Raw genomic sequence first — 16532 nt, 5'->3', positions numbered from 1 at the left:
TGCCTTTATTTAATTTGAGACAGAATAAAAAGATGCACCTTTGAAAGGTACATCTTTATTTTTAAATGTATTGTAGCACTACTTCTTCTTTGTAGGCACGATCAATCAGACCACCGCCTAGACATTCGTCTCCATCATAAAATACAACCGCTTGTCCTGGCGTAATTGCTCGTACTGGTTCGTCGAAGATAACTTCTGCTTGATCATCTGCTAGTAAACGAACAGTTACTGGCACGTCAGCTTGGCGATAGCGAAACTTTGCGGTACATTTGAATTCTCGCGGCATTTTTTCATCGGTAGTAAAATGTAGCGTACTTGCATCCAAACGATCGGCATACAATGCTTCGTGATGGAAACCTTGGCCAACGTAAAGTGTATTTGTTGACAAATCTTTTCCGACTACAAACCAAGGATCATTTGATCCACTGCCGCCGCCAATACCTAAACCTTGACGTTGCCCAATTGTATAATACATTAAGCCATCGTGTTCGCCTTTTATTTGCCCATCAAGCGTAACCATTTTCCCTTTTTTCGCTGGCAGATAGTTACTTAAAAATTGTTTAAAATTCTTTTCGCCAATAAAACAAACCCCAGTAGAATCTTTCTTTTTGGCAGTTGCTAAACCAGCACGTTCTGCAATAGCACGAACTTCTGACTTTTCCATTCCGCCTAGAGGAAACAGTGTTTTAGCTAGTTGTTCTTGAGATAATTGACTTAAAAAATAAGTTTGATCTTTATTATTATCCACACCACGTAACATGTGAACTACACCATTTCCATCTTTTGTAACGCGAGCATAGTGTCCTGTTGCAACGTAATCGGCACCTAATTCTAACGCATAATCCAAAAATGCTTTGAACTTAATTTCTTTATTACACATCACATCGGGATTTGGTGTACGACCAGCGCGATATTCTGCTAGAAAATATTCAAAGACGCGATCCCAGTATTCTTTTTCAAAATTGACTGAGTAATATGGAATTCCAATTTGTGCTGCTACTTGCGCTACATCTTTATAATCTTCTGTTGCGGTACAAACGCCGTTTTCATCTGTATCATCCCAATTTTTCATGAAGATACCTACGACATCGTATCCTTGTTCTTTGAGCAAAAGTGCGGTTACAGAAGAATCTACTCCACCACTCATGCCCACGACAACGCGTGTGTTGCTGTTGTCTGTCATGTAATCACCATCATTTCATTGTTAATTCCGAAAATTTAACGATTTGAAGGTCGCAACTTTTCAGTATTTGTCATTATACAACAGAAGTCCAATAATTTCATGTATCAGTTTTTAAATTAGTGCTTTTTTAAGGTAACCAATTGCACCTCTAAAAAAAATGCCAAACATGAAATTATAATGTTAAACATAACCTTCATCAGTAAAGATAACTTCATGTTTGGCTCTATTTTTAATTTATTTTTCGATTTCGCCACCAATAATAAAAAGCCAAGAGACCTGCACCACCACTTAGAAAAGTAGCAACAATGACAAAAAACTGCGTCCCTATCCCTCCTGTTGATGGCATCAAGCCTTGGGGGCGGGAATTTATTACCGTAAACGTGATTACTTGTGTTTGTTCATCAAAGATAAACTCATTTGATTCTTTTTTATCAGTATCGTTGTAGTATTTAACCAAAAACTCTTCTGGCATGTCAACCTCTACAAGACGGTATTTTGTTTTTCTATCTAAACACTTGCGCCAATCCTGAATTAGTACTTCTTTTTTATCTGTTGAATAAAATTTAATCTCTGCTTCTTTTTCTTCTGGTTTAATTTCGGCGTAACCATAGGCTGCGATTGCACCATCTGTTACAGTTTCAATTCTAAAATTGAACACTGCTTTTCCTTTTGCGCCTTGTAATATCTTTTTTGCTTCAAAATTAAGCGGTGGGCTTTCTTCATTTGCTACATTTAACGTTACGTTTAAATTGTTTTCTGAAGTAGCAAAATAATAATGCTCTTTTAATGAATCCTCTTCATTGCCCGCTGCATCTGTAATAACTGGCTTCATTTGATTTAACTTAAAGTATGCATATTTTGCAAATAACTGGTACCCTTTCGGTGCTTGAATTTCTTTAATTCGGTAAGCCCCTGATTTAAGCCCAGTAAAAGACAATAAACCACTATTAGAAGTGACGTCTTCTGCTTGACTGACATTAACTTTTTGCCAAACGTCGCCGTTTTTTTTCTCCAAAATAAATTTTGCTCCAGCTAAAGCTTCTTCATTACTTCGAGAATGCTTTTTAATAGTTAACATTCTAGAATCGCCACTGATCGTACCAGAGGCACTAATGTTTCTAATTTCAACTTTTTCAACATGTGAATTTGTTACTTTTTCTCCCCAGTTAATTTTGATACGATTTTCAATATAACTTTGATCTGCCTTTTTTGGTTTACCACTGTATTCAATAATCAGTGGCGTCTCAACGACAAAATCTTGGATAAAGGTAATTTTGAAGCTATCATTTTCATAATCCAACTGATAGAGTTCTGATGCAACTTCACTTTCTTTACTTATTTGTGGCTTCCAATAATTATTTCCTTCTTTTATCGTTTCTAAATTTCCATAATACAATTTTATTTTGCCAGGAATTATATCTTGATCTTGCGAAGAATCTTCAATCACTAAATTATGCAACTGAGCACCTTCGGGATTGACAACAGCTGTCCATGGTATCTCCGTTGTTTCCGCATCAAATTCACCAGCAGATTTATAAACTCCACTTGCTTTTTTTGTGTACACTACGCTTGCAGAAGTCTTAGTCGTACCACTTGTAGTTACTAATGCTGCCGTATTTAGGATTTGATTTTTATTTCCTTTTTCAGCCGCCATAATTGTTTTATCAAGCTGAGTTGAAAAACTAATTTTAAAAGCAGCATATCCCATATTCTTTTTAAAAGAAATCGCAAATCCTTGCGCTAAGGTGTCCTTTGTTTGATCTGTAATCGGAATTTCAGACCATTTCTTCCCATCATTTTTTAGTGGAATTATGCTATAATCCTCTCCCACTACTAACTTTTCTTCTTTGTAGTCATGGTACCAATCATCAGATGAATTTTTTTCATTATCATTTGTCGTCTCCAACCGATAAATTACAAGTTCTTGCATATCCTGCAATGTCATTCGTTGAATCAAACTTGTCGTATTATCATCAAAACTCCAAACATTCATGTGATCGACGATTTTATCGCCCGCATTAATAGCGTATCCTCTTGTATTTGCTAGTATTTCCCAAGTAACAGAAGAATTTTCTACATTCAGCGTCCCTCTTTTTCTTAATGCATCAGCAACTTGGACATTATTTGTCCAGGTAGTATTTGCATCGGCATGACCTTGATAGGTACCTTGTAGCGCTTCAATTGTATTAAACAAATAATTACTTATCGGCATTTGCGGTATAAGTTCTTGTGTATTCCCATAATTTGTAGCAATGGCTAACCAGATTTTTTTACCCGCATGTTTTCCATCTATTTTTAACTGAAAACCAGCCGCTTTTTCTCCTGTTTTCAATGCATCAGATTGAAAGGCAATGCCAGAATCCGGATCAACTTTTATTGCCTCGTCTGTCGTAACTAACTTGCCATTATCAATAATAAAAGTGATATCTTTTGCTGGGATTTCTTCAAATTCACCATTTCCGTTCTGATATGCAACAATTATTCCTTTTTCTTTTAAATAGCGCTGGTTAATTCCTTTATCAAATTTCCCTCCGGTTACTAATTCTTCCTCTGATTTTAGTTTGGCAGCTTCATTTAAATAATAAGCTAGACCATTTTTATAAAATTTGCCTTCTTTCAAACGTAATGCCGCATCGTTAATTAAAATCTCACCTGCATTTGGTACCGTCATCACCGAAGCCGACCAGAATATTGTTTTATCTTCAAAATTACTTTCAACCTCTTCACCAAAGAGTATTTGTTTGATTACGTTTTTTTCAACGGCTAATGAGGTAAACGTGCCATAATTTGCAGTTAAATCACCCCCGCTGATTTTATTTTTCACTAAAGTTTGACCTTTAGTGTCCTTGTGCGTACTTCGATAGGTCAAAATGTAACGTCCTTTTGGTATCTTTTCACTAAAAGACAATTTGAACTGTTTTTCATTAGACTCTTCAAGCGTAATTAAATCGCGGTATTCCTCTGGTGTAGTAGTAATACTAGGAAATAGCTGTTGTCCTTTCCCAATTTCAGCAAAAACTTTTAACGTGCTAAAGTCGATGATTCCATCATCTAATTCATCAACAAAATCAATTTTTTCTTTATTTTCTCGGTGATAAACGACTGTCCATTCAATAATACCATTTCCTTTACTAACAGCTGTTTTTTTCAAATCATCATAGTAATATTCTGTCTTGGCAGTAGCATCTAACTTATGAGCCCCCCCAATGTTACTTTGGGCCATATTCCTAACTTCACTGGGATGATTATCTTTCAAAATAGTGGTGTATTGAATTTTTACTGGACCTGTTATTAGCGTATCAATTCTGTCATTCCAATTGTAAAATACCAAAGAAAATTTGCTATCATTAATTTTATCGTACGTAAGTTTGTAATCTTTTCCTGCCTGTAATTCTTTTTCTTCGCCTTCAACTTCCATTGTGAGTTTAAATAATTCAAAATTTGTTAGTTGACTAATTTTTGAAGCTAATGCCTCTGGTACCAAATAAAATCCTGCCTTACTACCACTATCTGGATAAAGAGTCGTTATATCTTCATCTATAATACGTAAGTCTTTAATGGGTAAAAACTTACTAGGATCTTTTTTATCTCGCCCAGGTGTAACCGTAATTTCCCACTCAACTAAATGATAATCTTCTTTCTCTATAGTAATCTTCCGTGGTTCTTTACTAACCCCTTTTTGAAGACTGTACTCATTTTTTACCGGTTGAATTTGAATCGTTTCTTTAATTTCAGCGTCTTTATTAATCATTATATCAATGTTTTCAGTTACCTCTTTGATGACAATCAGAGAAGTCAAATTCATCTCACCTTGGACGTTTTCTTTATTCCAATTCTCATTATTAAAAGTGACCGTCCATAAATGATTTTCACCATCTTCTCCCCCATTTTTCGTAATGGTAAATTCCCCTCTTTTTTCACCATCAATTGTCAAATTTTCTTTGATGTCAGCTTCCAAATAGATGTCTCCGGAAATTTCAAAACTAAATTCAAAATTGCGTTCTTTACCTTCATTTGCATCAATATCTTTTTTGATTTTTGCGCCGGCGGGTGTTAAAAAAAATTCATCCAAATTAAAATGGTAATGCACGCGAACTGAAGTGTCTGGGAAAATAAATGGTGGTTGAATACCTTCTATACTTTGCCAGTCTTCATTGCCTTGCTTAGTTTCAAAACTAACCTTATCAATTGGCCATCCTGATAAATCTGTTGGCATATTTATCGTAATTGGTGTAGCTGCCTTTGGTTTTATTGCTGTTAATGTTTCTTCAGTTACTTGCTTTTCTGCTTTTTGATGCGGATTTGTCAATTGATGGGTTTGTTCGGCTGCTGCTAAAGTATAATTTGCCTTTGTATCTTTTTGTAATAAATCAAAATGAATCGTTGGCTGTGCATCTATCGTTGTAGTAAACGTAAATTCTCCTTGGCCTTTCATTGTTCCCAAGGTCTCTTTTGACTCATTTTTTTCTTTTAACCAATCATTTTCACGAAAAAAATTATCTCCTGTCATGTCGTGGATAACGGTGGTGTCACTTAGTTTGATTGCAAACTGTGTAGCTGTGGTACCGGTGTTTTTCTCGTAATGAAACGTCCATACCAATTGATTACTGCCATGTACTTCAACTTTATAGTCAACTTTCAAAAAACTATTACTAATCAAATAGTTTTTATTAGTTGTAGCTTTGGGTCGCCAAGTAAACATGCTCCCTCCCAATGCTTCTAAAAAAGGAAAAAGTAAGCAGATGACGAGCATCAAAATTATTTTTTTGTTTTTTATTTTCATATTCCCTCCATATTTTATTTAATTTCTAATCTTTTTATCATTATATAACAACATTATGCTCTTTCGCAATTATCACAAACATTGAAAATAACTTTTTTTTATTTCATTTTATGATTTATTTAAAATAAAAACCGCAAATTTAATACTGCTTTTTTAAACAAAAAAAGAAATGAAGGAAGTAGGCACGATAATTAGATATAATAAAAAAACACCGCAAATTTAGTGGGAAATTTTCGGTGTTTTTTTAACAAAGTATCTCTATGATTTTGACAGATTAAACTTCAAATTGTTGCGCTTTGATTGCAGCAATCTTTCCTTCTTTTAAATAACACACCAAATAAAAGCGCTTCGTTGTTAATTTATAGAAAAAAGAGAAGGCGTTAAAATTGATAAAAAGACGCACTCTCCTATTTATTTTCCCAACTTCGCAATTCTTCTGCTTTTTTAGCTGCAATAAAATCAATTTGATTTTCTGAAAGAGGTGTCCCAAACGGTAATTTTTCTGGTAAAAAATCAATTTCAGGAGCATCCACGCCGACGTTGATATTTTCTTTGATAGGGACACTATAATGATGAACATGCCCATGGAGGTTACGAATATTTTTAGTAACTCCCAAAAGTAACGGATAATGAGTTAAATAGTATTGATGATGATTAAATTTAATGATAATACCCACATCTGCAAACTGAAATTTGAGCTGACCATTCGGTAATGTCGCATTATTTTTTTCCAAAAACTTGAAAAAGGTACGATGATCATGATTTCCTTTAATAAAAATTATCTGACCATTCAAACGAGATAACAAAGTTAAAATTTCAGGATAACCTGCCTCGTAATCCGGATGCATTGCAATATCTCCCAAATGATAGACACGATCAGTTTCTTTAACCACAGAATTCCAATTGTTTATCATTAACTCGTGCATCGTTTGAATATCTTTAAAAGGTCTTGGAGCAAAATCATTGTCTCCAAGTAAGTCTTGATGGAAATAATGAGTATCGGATGTAAAAAATTTCATTGTTTTCACCTACAATACTGCCAAAGGCTGCTTTTTAGTGGGAGCGGGATAGCGTGCCGCAATTTCTTGCCACTCTTGGTGAGATAACTGAATTTTTGCTGCGGCTAAATTGGCCAATACATGGTCTTTATTACTTGATTGGGGAATTGCTAATGTTTTTTCATCACGAATCGCCCACGCCAAAAGTAATTGAAAAACAGAAACAAAATGATCGCTAGCAATTCTTTGTAAAAGATCATCTGATAAAAATTGATTGCCCAAACGATCGCCTTGAGCAATTGGAGAGTAAGCTATTAAAGGAACTTGCTGTTTTTTCATCCAAGGCAGTAAATCAAATTCAATACCGCGACTACCTAAATTATATAAGACTTCATTTACAACACAATTTTGTCCATCTGGCACTTGCCAAAGTTCTTGCATATCTGCTACATCAAAATTTGATACACCCCAATTTTTAATGTAGCCGCTTTTTTTTGCTGCTTGTAATGCACTGACTGTTTCAGCTAGTGGAAACTCTCCTGTCCAATGCAACAAATATAAATCAAGATAATCTGTCTGTAATCGTTTTAAACTTTCTTCTAAACTTCGTGGTAATTGGCGTTTGGAGGCATTCCACGGATAAACTTTTGAAATTAAGTAGACATTCTCCCGCGCAATAGTATGCAATGCCCTTCCTACTAATTTTTCTGAATTACCTTCTCCATACATTTCAGCGGTATCAATAGCAATTTTTTCAGTTGAGTTGGTTTGTGCCAAACCAACTTGCAAGGCGGTTAATTCTTGTATTCTCTTGTCAACATCGTCTCCCATGTGCCATGTCCCTAAACCAATTGGAAAAATTTTTTCACCAGCAATTTCCATTTTTTTGCCTCCTTATCCCTTTTCTTATTTCAAGTATAAACCAGGTTGAAAGTCGGGTAAAAAATTTACCATTATCCACTAAGGTTTTCAGTCTGCAATGAAACTTTTGCGATAAAAAAAAGCCGCCTGTTTACACCGGCGACTTATGATTTAAACTACCTTTTCAAAAAGACCACGGCTAATAAAGCCATCCATTAAAAAGTAAAATTTATCTTGTAGCATTTTGTGTTGCGGATCTTTAAAAATATTGACAGCTTTTAACCCATTAGCTGTTGTAATAGACATTTTTAAAGTTTGAATATCTTTATCCACTGTAATTTTTAGTTTAAAACCTTCTTTACTTTGAGGAGTTGCCTCAAGGGGTTGAATCAATTGGAAATTCCCCCCATTTGTTTCTTTAAAACCATTATCTCGCAGCGTATATTTCTTTGCATCTGGATTTAATTGATACATTACCTCTATACCTAGAACAGTTGCTTTCTTTTGAAACGCCATCTACTCCACCTCTATTTCTTGTTTGCGCTTAATAAAAGTTTTCCCAGTGCATAACTTGTTCACAACACGACCATTTTTTCACTGTTATCTTTTATTACAAACTCAAATTCACTTTCTTTTTAATTATAAAAGTTTTCTGATTGTTTGACTACTGCTCCTTACTTATTTTTGACAGGCAGCAATTAATTTTTCAGCAAAATAAGTAACATCTTCTTCTGTATTCCCAAAACCAAAACTTACACGAATTGATTCATGAATTGCATCACTATCTTTGCCGTACATAGCGGTTAAAACATGAGAAGGTTCTATATTACCTGCTGTACAAGCAGACCCCGTTGAAATTGCTTGCCCTTGTAAGTCTAATTTCATTAACAGTAAATTATTATCAACATTATTCAATTGTAAGTTTAAAACATGAGGTAATTTATGATTCCGATCACCATTGATACGATACGCAATTTGGGCTTCATCTAGTTTAGTTAATAATAAAGCCGCTAATTTTTTGTAATGAAGTGTATTTTCTAATTGTTTATCCGGTGTTAAAATTTCGACGGCTTTTGCCATACCTATAATTCCCATTAAATTTTCTGTACCAGCACGACGTTTTTCTTCTTGTTCTCCACCGTGAAGGTAGCTGGATAAATTTACACCGTCTTTTTTAAATAAAAACCCTACACCTTTAGGCCCGTTAATTTTATGAGCCGAAATGCTAAATAAATCAATATTATTCTCATAAGGATTTAAAGCAATTTTGCCAAAAGCCTGCACCGCATCTGTATGAAAGACTGCTGGGTGATCTTTTAACAGTTCACCTATCTCTTTAATAGGTAGCAAATTACCAGTTTCATTATTTGCTGCCATCACTGAAACTAAGATTGTATCTGAACGCAACGCATTTTTTAGTGTTTCAAGTGCTAATTGTCCACTTTCGTCAACAGGTAAATAGGTAACTTCAAATCCTAGCGTTTCCAAATAATGCATCGATTCTAAAACAGCAGGATGTTCAATTGCAGTGGTAATCAAGTGACGACCGTTTTTCTGTCTTGCTAAAGCAGTGGCAATAATTGCGGTATTATCCCCTTCTGTTCCTCCGCTGTTAAAAATAATTTCATGGGCTTTGACACCTAAACTTTTAGCAATTATTTGACGGCTAGTTTCTAATTTTTCGTGGGCTTTTCTCCCAAAGCTGTGAACACTAGAAGGATTTCCAAATATCGGCATTGCTTCTGTCATTGCTTGTATTACTTCTGGGTGTATCGGCGTTGTCGCTGCATGATCCAAATAAATTTCTTTCACTTTCTTCACCTTTTCTTGTCTGTACTAGGGTCATTCTAGCATAAAAATAGGCATTTATTAATTGATTACCATTTTTGAGTTTTGCATAAATAAAAAGACTGTATCATGATTTGATACAGTCAAAATACTTATGCTATTAAGCAAAATCTTTTTCTTCCAATCGGAATAATGGGCTCATCGGTGTATTCTCATGAATTCGTTTGACAGCTTCTCCCATTAATTCACCACAAGTAATATAGGTCAAATTATTAGGATGACGGCTTTCATCAGTTAAACACGAATCTGTTACACAAATATCAGTGATATCAGCACTTTCCAAGTTTTCTTTTGCCGGTGGCGATAACAAAGCATGCGATGCACAAGCATAAACTTCTTTGGCACCGGCTTCTTTTAATAAACGGGCTGCAACTTTAAACGTATTACCAGTATTTAAAATATCATCGACCATGATACACGTTTTGCCCTGCACGTCGCCGATTACGTAACCACCATTTTCATCGCTTTCTTCTTGATCAACAATTGCCAATGTCGTATTTAAATATTCTGCCAAACTACGTGTTCTATTAACTCCGGAATTTTTAGGTGAAACCACAACAAAATCATCACCAAACATCTTCTTTTCACGATAATATTTGGCAAATAGTGGCATTGTAAATAAATTATCCACCGGAATATCAAAGAAACCTTGTACTTGGACTGTATGTAAATCCAACGTTAGAATTCGGGTAGCACCTGCTTCTTGCAACATATTTGCCACAAGTTTAGCAGTAATTGGTTCATGAGGTCTAGCTGTTCTATCTTGACGCGCATAGCCATAATAAGGCAAGACAACATTAATCGTCTTAGCACTTGCTCGTTTCATTGCATCGATCATAATCAACAATTCCATATAATAATCATTAACAGGTTGATTCGTGGCTTGAATCAGATACACGTGAGCTCCTCGCACACTTTCTTCAATACTAATTGAAATTTCACCGTCGCTAAATTGTTTAATCGCACATTGCCCTAACGTTGTGCCAAAAACAGCAGCAATTTTTTCTGCTAGTGGCTCATTTCCATTCAAGCTAAAAATTTTCAACGATTGATCTTGGTATTGTTCCTCCATGATAGCCTCCTTAGTTATTGGCAATTCTTTAAAGTCGTCTTATTTTGAAAAATTCTTTTTCATTCTAACATCTTTTTGTACTTTTTTGAACCGTAACAGCCAGTTTCACCTCTTCCTTCCTAGTTAGGGCAAAGAAACGGTGGCATTTATCCAGCTAGCGGGTACAACTTTACGATAATTTCCCCAATTATCATGAATTTTAATCCATTCTTTTCCGGTTTCATCTTTTTTATAAGCGTAAGCTACTACCCAGTGATTGCCATAAGTACTTCCCCTTAGCTTCATCAAACCAACAATCACAGGTTTCCCTTGCGCTAGTCTTTTTTTTACGCGTTGGATGCCGCCAACAGGCGTTTGTCGTGCTCGAAATGGTAGTTGAAATAGACGAAAATAGCGAGAAAGTCCATGAGAAACTTGTAGCGAAATCGTCGGAAAATCAAATGGTTGAATGATTACGCGTAATAAATCTTGCAAAGCTTTCGTCTCTTGACTACCTGGTTTGCGGATATGTTCTGGCACAATTGTGTTTGAAAAATAATCCTGATAATAGCACAAAAAAGTTGTTGCTGCACTTGTACCACACAAATAACCTGATTTGGTAATTATATTACGATAAGGAGAAAATCTTTCTTCTGCAATACCCAGCCATTCATTTTCAGTTATCATCTTATCACCTCATTTTTAGTATAGCACAGGAGGTTATAACAAGGAGATTTTCCATTACCGTCAAAAAATTCTGAACGTTTTCTTTGTGAAAAATCTTCCTATATATCATAATAGATATGATATGAAAAAAGCGGATAAAAATGTCTCATCAATCATCTTAATGATTTGATGATGGAGACACTAATAACAGGAGGATGTAGCCTTATGAACAACTTATTAAAAGATGATTTTTACGAATATGTCAATGGCGATTGGATGAAATCAGCTGTCATTCCCGCTGACAAACCGGCAACAGGAGGGTTCCAAGATTTAGTCGACGGCATCGATCAACTCTTGATGACAGAATTTAAAGATATGCTCGCAGATAAAAGCAAAATCCCACAAGGAAAAATGACTGACGCTATTGCATATTATGAATTAGCTAAAGATTATGATTTGAGAAATAAACTAGGAGCTGAGCCGATCCAACCATTGTTAGCTAAAATTCGTGATTTAAAGGACTACGAAGATTTGAATCAACAGTTAGTTGATTGGGTTTTAGACGGCTTTCCTCTGCCTTTTACTTTAACAGTTGATCAAGATATGAAAAATACACAACAAAATGTTTTGTTTGCCTATCCGGCTGACACTATTTTGCCTGATAAAACTTACTATGAAAAAGAACATCCACAAGGATCAGAATTATTAGAAGTATTTGCTAATATGACAATCGCGGTGTTAGAAGAAATGGGCCATGATCAAAAAGAAGCAAAAAAAATTACACAAGATGCTTTGGCTTTTGACCGCCTAATCGTTCCTTTTGTGCGAAGTTCAGAAGAAAACGCTGACTATAGTAAAAACTATAATCCTCGTAGCTTCACTGAATTTTGCGCTTATGCACCTGTTTTGGATTTAAAAGATTTAGTAGAAAATCTGGTTAATGCAACGCCTGAAACAATTATTGTCACAGAACCCGATTATTTTGATGCCTTAAATAATCTTCTAACAGAGGACAACTTTACTTTGTTACAAAATTGGCTTTATATTCAAACAGCTTTAGGTTACACCAATTTGTTAAGTGAAAAATTGCGTCAATTAGGTAGTACTTATTCTAGACAACTTTCTGGTGCGCCTAGTGCTATGCCGCAAGAAAAAGCTGCTTTTTATTTAGCAAATGGTCGTTTTAGTCAAGTAGTCGGACGCTTTTACGGCACTAAATATTTCGGTGAAAAAGCAAAACAAGATGTTGAACACATGGTTCAAACAATGATTGGCATTTATCAAGACCGTTTGGAAAAAAATGACTGGTTATCAAAAGAAACCCGCACCAAAGCCATCACAAAATTAAACAAATTGGGTATCCAAGTTGGCTATCCTGAAACTATTCCTGCTTTTTATAATAAATTTGATACCATCTCAAAAGCTGACGGGGGGACTTTAGTCGCAAACAGCCGCAAATTTAGTCGAATTGTTAGAGAGGATAACTTTAGTCGCTATGGGAAAAGTGCCGATCGAAATGAATGGGAAATGAGTGCGGCTACTGTAAATGCATACTACCATCCTTTCAAAAACATTATCGTTTTTCCCGCTGCAATTTTACAGGCACCATTTTATAGTTTAGAGCAATCTACTAGTGCTAACTATGGCGGAATTGGGGCCGTTATTGCACATGAAATTTCCCATGCTTTTGATAATAATGGAGCAAAATTTGACGAATACGGCAACATGAATAATTGGTGGAGTGCAGCAGATTTAAATCATTTTGAAAAATTATCTTCGAAAATGATTGCAGAATTTGACGGTATTGAATTTGCCGGGGGCAAAGTTAACGGAACCTTAACTGTCTCCGAAAATATCGCCGATGCCGGAGGAGTTAGTTGTGCTTTAGCTGCTGCTAAAAAAGAAGACGATGTTTCTTTGGAAGATTTCTTCACCAATTGGGCAAAAATTTGGCGTACAAAAGCACGAGAACAATACCAACAATTGCTACTAGCCATAGATGTTCATGCTCCAGCTAAATTGCGGGCAAATATTCAGTTGCAAAATATTCCTGAGTTCTTTGAAACTTACGGAATTAAAGCAGGCGATGGTATGTATAAAGCACCAGAAAATCGTGTGCATATCTGGTAATTAAAATATTAGAGCAGTAAGCTATCGTATATGCTAATACGGTTTACTTATTGCTCTTTTTAACAATTTAAAAGAGGTGATTAGTCTTGGAGAAATACGCATTAGATAGCTACTTAACTGAAATTGAAACGACAATTACAAAACGTGGGAAAGATGAAACAGGAAATTTCGTGTGTTTAAAAGAAACTATCATTTATCCCGGTGGTGGAGGACAACCTGCAGATAGTGCGTGGATAGAGAACAATGCTATTTTAAAAGTGCAAAAAACAAATGAAGGAATACGTTATTACCTTGGCATTGAAGTTGAGGAATTGCCTGATAGTGTTTCTGTTAAAATTGATTGGGATAAACGCTTTGATTTAATGCAACAGCATACTGGTCAACATATCTTAGCTCGGGTTTGCGAAGATTTATTTCAAGTAAGAATCACAAAAGAGCAAATAACAGTCACAGATTCATTTTTTGAAATTGATGATCAATTAAATGCACTGCAACTAAAAACAGCTATTACGCGTAGTAACGAAATTATACGACAACATAAGAATATCAGTATTTTATTTCCCACTGAAGAAGAACTGGCCAAAGAAACACTTTTTACAACCCCACCAAAATACTTTGATAATCTGCGTCTAATCAAAATTTCCGACTTTGATATCATTGGCTGTGGTGGAACACATGTGAATAATACCGCAGAAGTCCAAGCTTTAGCACTGACTCAAGTGAAAGAACACAAAAAAGGCACTACATTGCATTTTGCTTGTGGCAATCGTTTATTACACCAATTTGAAACAAATCAAAAACAACTAGCAGCATTAACATTACAAACAAAGGTTCCTGTCGATGCGCTAGCCTTAGCATTTCAAGAGCAAGAACAAACAATTAAATATTATCAAACACAAGTTGCTCTTTACCAAGTCAATGAATTAGTTTCAAATGCCAAAGAACTCTCAACCCATTTTGTTTACAGTGAGATAACTGACACAGAACCTAAAACATTACAAACAGCTGCTCTTCAGCTCGCCGATATTTATCCAGAGGCATTGATTTGTACAGCCACGAGTGATGAGGATAATTTACGTTATCATTTATATCAAAAAAAAGCTGACACAAGACACCAAGTTGGCCAGTTAATTCGGCTTGTTAATCAAGAATTGGCAGGTCGCGGCGGGGGCTCCCCCACAAAAGGCGATGGCAACATTCCTTATTTACAAAAAGATACTTTTTTACGCTATTTACAACAATAAAAATAAACGTAGTGATCACACCGCTAACATAAGCGATGTGATCACTACGTTTTTTACTACCTGCACTTATCTTTTTAATGCTTTTTTTAATAACTCTTCTATGTTACCAAATTGCGAGTTTTTATTAATAATTGCATCAATTTTCCCTTTAGCTTCAGGATTTTGCAACATTTCGCCCAGTTGACTTAAATCACGAATACCAAGCTTACTTAACAACTCTGATTTATTATTAAAATCAGTAAAATTTTTAATAAACTCATTACTCAAAATATTATCAAAATTTAAATTACCTTCTTTTTGTAAATCACCAATAATTCCACTAATGTCAGCGAAGTCAAAACCATCTTTCAACCGATCAAATAGTCCCATTTTTTTCCTCTTTTCTTAATTTTGCCTATAGAATCTCTGCACCTAACGTATTTTGAAAGTGGGCTATCGCCCAGTTATGTCCGATTTCATCAAAACTTGCTACAGCGTCTTTTACAATATGCAAATTGTAACCTAAATTATACGCATCTACTGCTGTATGCAAAACACAAATATCTGTGCAAACACCAGTTAAGTACAAATCTGTCACACTTCTTTCCCGCAAGCGAATATCCAAATCTGTTCCACTAAAAGCAGAATAGTGTCGTTTATCGAACCAATAAATGGTTGGATCATCTTTATGTTTTTCATATAAAGTCTCTAGGCTACCATAAAGTTTACGTCCATCCGTGCCAATTACATTATGTGGCGGAAATAGTTTATTTTCCGGATGATAGGTATCAGTAGGATCGTGTGCATCAATAGCAAAAACGGTATAATTTCCTGCTTCAATAAATTCCTTCGTAAATTCTACCAATTTTTGTTCGATTGCTTGGCCAGCTTTGCCAGTGGTTAATTTTCCTGTAGTTGCGACAAAATCATTCGTATAATCAATTGAAATCAATGCCTTTTTCATTTATTTACCTCCTGTCAGCTAATGTTTAAACCAACCGTCTTTATACTTTTTTATTTTAAAAGACGGATAAATTCTAAAACGAGTTCGGCAGAGCGTTTCCCCGCTTCTTCAATAAATTCATCAAAACTTGTGGTTGCACTATGATCTGCAGTATCGCTAATTGCGCGTACCACAAGAAATGGGATAGCAAATTGACTAGCTGTTTGAGCAATAGCAGCGCCTTCCATTTCGCAAGCTAGCGCTGTGGGAAAATCATTTAAAATAGCGTCAATTTTAGCTGTACTATCAATAAAGCTGTCTCCAGTTACAATAAGACCTTTTTTTACATGATGGGCTGTTTTTTCTGCTGCTTGAGTCATAACTTGTTGTAAATAAGCACTCGCTTCATAATAAAGAGGAAAACCGCCAGGCAATTGTCCTTTCTTATAGCCAAATCCTGTTACATCTACATCAAAATAAGCTAATTTTTCTGAAATTACCAAATCACCGACACGAAGACCTGCGCCAATACCACCAGCTGAACCAGTATTAATGACCATATTTACCCCATATTGTTGAATTAATAAACTGGTTGTAATAGATGCTGCTACTTTACCAATTCCAGAACGCACGACAATAACTTCATGATTGCCAATACGTCCAGAGATAAACAAAGCATCCGCTCTTTCCCATGACAAAGGACTATCAATGGCATTTCTCAAAATTTTAATTTCTTCTTCCATGGCGCCGATAATTCCAATTTTCACACAAATTCCTCCTGATTTTACTTTTATTTATTTGCTTAATAGTACCAGTTTCTTGAAAAAATAGCATTTTTCTACTTTA

Annotated in this window: 13 protein-coding genes; 2 read left to right on the top strand and 11 right to left on the bottom strand. The window is 35.3% G+C overall.

What is annotated here, in order from left to right:
- Positions 1-61: 61 nt before the first annotated feature.
- The 8 genes from mnmA to EsVE80_RS01925 form a co-directional block, all read right to left on the bottom strand.
- Positions 62-1183 carry a tRNA 2-thiouridine(34) synthase MnmA gene (mnmA, locus tag EsVE80_RS01960; RefSeq protein ID WP_173102224.1) on the bottom strand — a complete coding sequence of 374 codons (1122 nt, stop codon included), beginning with the start codon at positions 1181-1183 and terminating at the stop codon, positions 62-64.
- 229 nt (positions 1184-1412) lie between these two features.
- On the bottom strand, positions 1413-5885 hold the full coding sequence (locus EsVE80_RS01955) for a SpaA isopeptide-forming pilin-related protein (RefSeq protein WP_232061247.1): 4473 nt from the start codon (positions 5883-5885) through the stop codon (positions 1413-1415).
- Between the two features lie 488 nt (positions 5886-6373).
- Entirely contained in the window at positions 6374-6985 is a 612-nt protein-coding gene (locus EsVE80_RS01950) for a metallophosphoesterase (RefSeq protein ID WP_173102222.1), read from the bottom strand.
- Positions 6986-6994: 9 nt separating this feature from the next.
- Entirely contained in the window at positions 6995-7846 is an 852-nt protein-coding gene (locus EsVE80_RS01945) for an aldo/keto reductase (RefSeq protein WP_173102221.1), read from the bottom strand.
- A gap of 150 nt (positions 7847-7996) precedes the next feature.
- Positions 7997-8341 carry a DUF1831 domain-containing protein gene (locus EsVE80_RS01940; protein ID WP_173102220.1) on the bottom strand — a complete coding sequence of 115 codons (345 nt, stop codon included), beginning with the start codon at positions 8339-8341 and terminating at the stop codon, positions 7997-7999.
- Between the two features lie 162 nt (positions 8342-8503).
- Positions 8504-9637, bottom strand: coding sequence for a cysteine desulfurase family protein (locus EsVE80_RS01935; protein ID WP_173102219.1), 1134 nt, complete (start codon positions 9635-9637; stop codon positions 8504-8506).
- Positions 9638-9773: 136 nt separating this feature from the next.
- The gene (locus tag EsVE80_RS01930; protein ID WP_173102218.1) at positions 9774-10745 is read right to left on the bottom strand and encodes a ribose-phosphate diphosphokinase; all 972 of its coding nucleotides are present in this window, start codon (positions 10743-10745) and stop codon (positions 9774-9776) included.
- A gap of 123 nt (positions 10746-10868) precedes the next feature.
- A complete protein-coding gene (locus EsVE80_RS01925) occupies positions 10869-11411 on the bottom strand; it encodes a hypothetical protein (RefSeq protein ID WP_173102217.1) in 543 nt (180 codons plus the stop codon).
- A 204-nt stretch (positions 11412-11615) separates the two neighbouring features.
- Between EsVE80_RS01925 and EsVE80_RS01920 the strand changes: the two genes are divergently transcribed.
- Positions 11616-13520: a M13 family metallopeptidase gene (locus EsVE80_RS01920; protein WP_173102216.1), complete on the top strand. Its 1905-nt coding sequence runs from the start codon at positions 11616-11618 to the stop codon at positions 13518-13520.
- Between the two features lie 86 nt (positions 13521-13606).
- Complete coding sequence (locus tag EsVE80_RS01915; RefSeq protein ID WP_173102215.1) at positions 13607-14764, top strand: alanyl-tRNA editing protein; 1158 nt, start codon at positions 13607-13609, stop codon at positions 14762-14764.
- Positions 14765-14830: 66 nt separating this feature from the next.
- On the opposite strand, the gene EsVE80_RS01910 is transcribed toward EsVE80_RS01915, so the two are convergent.
- Genes EsVE80_RS01910 through EsVE80_RS01900 form a run of 3 tightly spaced genes read right to left on the bottom strand, consistent with a single transcriptional unit; the run spans position 14831 to position 16453 of the window.
- Positions 14831-15133 carry a hypothetical protein gene (locus EsVE80_RS01910; RefSeq protein ID WP_173102214.1) on the bottom strand — a complete coding sequence of 101 codons (303 nt, stop codon included), beginning with the start codon at positions 15131-15133 and terminating at the stop codon, positions 14831-14833.
- Between the two features lie 25 nt (positions 15134-15158).
- A complete protein-coding gene (locus tag EsVE80_RS01905; protein WP_173102213.1) occupies positions 15159-15707 on the bottom strand; it encodes a cysteine hydrolase family protein in 549 nt (182 codons plus the stop codon).
- A 50-nt stretch (positions 15708-15757) separates the two neighbouring features.
- A complete protein-coding gene (locus EsVE80_RS01900) occupies positions 15758-16453 on the bottom strand; it encodes a 5'-methylthioadenosine/adenosylhomocysteine nucleosidase (RefSeq protein WP_173102212.1) in 696 nt (231 codons plus the stop codon).
- Positions 16454-16532 lie beyond the last annotated feature (79 nt).

The sequence above is a fragment of the Enterococcus saigonensis genome, assembly GCF_011397115.1.
Lineage (GTDB): Bacteria > Bacillota > Bacilli > Lactobacillales > Enterococcaceae > Enterococcus_C > Enterococcus_C saigonensis.
This window is presented reverse-complemented; position numbering and strand designations above follow the sequence as displayed.